General features: G+C 73.9%; 2 protein-coding genes. Both read left to right on the forward strand.

Features of this window, described 5'->3' with window-relative positions:
* A partial coding sequence (locus tag P1P70_RS43660; RefSeq protein ID WP_319247924.1) for a phosphopantetheine-binding protein occupies nucleotides 1-599 on the forward strand: 599 nt, incomplete at its 5' end.
* 36 nt (nucleotides 600-635) lie between these two features.
* Nucleotides 636-2252 (forward strand): type I polyketide synthase (locus tag P1P70_RS43665; protein WP_319247926.1); only part of this gene is annotated, 1617 nt, incomplete at its 3' end.

Raw genomic sequence — 2252 nt, forward strand, 5'->3', positions numbered from 1 at the left:
CCGCCCTGCTGTCCACGCTGCTCGGCCCGCCGCCCCGCCGCGCCGCAGTACGCCGACCGGACGCGCCCGGCACCGACCTGACGACCGTCCTCGCCGCGCTGCCCGACGAGGAACGCCACGCCCATGTCCTCGCCCTCGTGCTGGACCGCACCGCCCAGGTCCTCGGCCACACCCGGCCCGACGAGGTCGACCCCGACCAGGCCTTCAAGGACCAGGGCTTCGACTCCCTCACCGCCGTCGAACTCCGCAACCAGCTCAAGGCGGCCACCGGTCTGGACATCCCGGCGACCCTCGTCTTCGACCACCCCTCGCCGACCGCCCTCGCCGACCACTTGCTGCTCCGACTCCTGCCCGCGGGCCCGAGCCCGCAGGAACGGCTGCGCCGCGACCTCGACCGGCTGGAGACCACCGCCGAGGCCCTGCCCGCCGACGACCCCGCCCACGCCGAGGTGACCGAACGGCTCCGCCGGATCCTGCACCTCCTCGAAACCCCCGCGGCCGCCCCGGCCGGCCCCGCCGACGGCGACGAGGCCCTCCGCGCGGCCACCGCCGACGAGGTCCTCGCCTTCATCGACAGCGAGTTCGGCGACCTCACCTGAACCCCCTCCCGTACGTACGGCCGAATCGGAGTACCCGTGGCGAACGACGACAAGGTTGTTGACTACCTCAAGCGGGTGACCGCCGACCTCCAGCGCACCCGAGGCAGGCTCCGCGAACTGGAGGCGGGCCGACGGGAACCGGTGGCGATCGTGGCGATGGCCTGCCGTTTCCCCGGCGGGGTCACCACGCCCGAGGAGCTGTGGCACCTGGTCGCCGAGGGCCGGGACGCCATCGGCGCCTTCCCGGCCGACCGAGGCTGGCGCACCGACGGGCTGGCCGACGCCGGAGCCCGTCTCGAAGGCGGATTCCTTTACGGCGCGGGCGACTTCGACGCCGAGTTCTTCGGTGTCTCCCCGCGTGAGGCCCTGGCGATGGACCCCCAGCAACGGCTCCTGCTGGAGACCTCCTGGGAGGCGATCGAACGCTCCGGACTCGACCCGGCCGACCTCAAGGGCTCCGACGGGGGCGTCTTCGTCGGCATGACGGACCAGAAGTACGGTCCCGAGGACGATGATGCGCTCCGCGAGGTCCGGGGCCACATCCTCACCGGCACCACCAGCAGCATCGCCTCCGGCCGGCTCGCCTACTTCTACGGCCTGGAGGGCCCGGCGCTGACCGTCGACACCGCCTGCTCCTCCTCCCTGGTCGCGCTCCATCTGGCGCTCCGGGCCCTGCGCGCCGACGAGTGCTCCTTCGCCCTGGTCGGCGGCGCCACCGTGATGGCCAGGCCCGGACTGTACGAGGAGTTCCTGCTGCAAGGGGGGCTCGCCGGGGACGGGCGCTGCAAGGCGTTCTCCGCCGACGCGGACGGCACCGGATGGGCCGAGGGCGCGGGCGTCCTGGTCCTGGAGCGCCTCTCCGACGCCCAGAGCGCCGGGCACCGGGTGCTGGCGGTGATCCGGGGTTCGGCGGTCAACCAGGACGGCGCCTCCAACGGCCTCACCGCCCCCAACGGCCCCTCCCAGCAACGCGTCATCCGGGCCGCCCTCGCCGACGCCGGGCTCAGCCCCGCCCAGGTCGACACCGTCGAGGCCCACGGCACCGGCACCCGCCTCGGCGACCCCGTGGAGGCGCAGGCCCTGCTCGCGACGTACGGCCAGGAACGTGAACTGCCGCTGTATCTGGGTTCGTTGAAGTCGAACATCGGGCACGCGCAGGCGGTGTCCGGGCTCGGCGGTGTCATCAAGACGGTACTGGCGCTGCGGCACGGGGTGCTGCCGCGCACGCTGCACGTGGGCAGCCCCACGCCCGAGGTGGACTGGGCGGCGGGCGCGGTGGAGCTGCTGACCGAGGCCCGCGCGTGGCCGGACACGGGTCGTCCGCGCCGGGCGGCCGTGTCGTCGTTCGGGATCAGCGGCACGAACGCCCATGTCGTCCTGGAGCAGGCCCCTGGCGGAGAGGTCCCTGTCCAACACGTCCTTGCCGGGCAGGCAACGGTCGACGCCCGGCCCGAGGAGCCGGGCGGAAACCCTCCGGTGGCGCTGCTCCTCTCCGCTCGCACCCCCGAGGCTCTACGGGAGCAGGCCGCGCGACTGCGCGACCACATCGGCCACGCCGACCACACTGCCCGCGTCGACCAAGCTGACGGCACTGACGGCACTGACAGCACCGACCCCCGCACGGCCCCCGACCCGCAGGCCGTGGCCCGGACC

It is taken from the genome of Streptomyces sp. MB09-02B (assembly GCF_033794485.1).
In the GTDB taxonomy this organism is placed as follows: domain Bacteria; phylum Actinomycetota; class Actinomycetes; order Streptomycetales; family Streptomycetaceae; genus Streptomyces.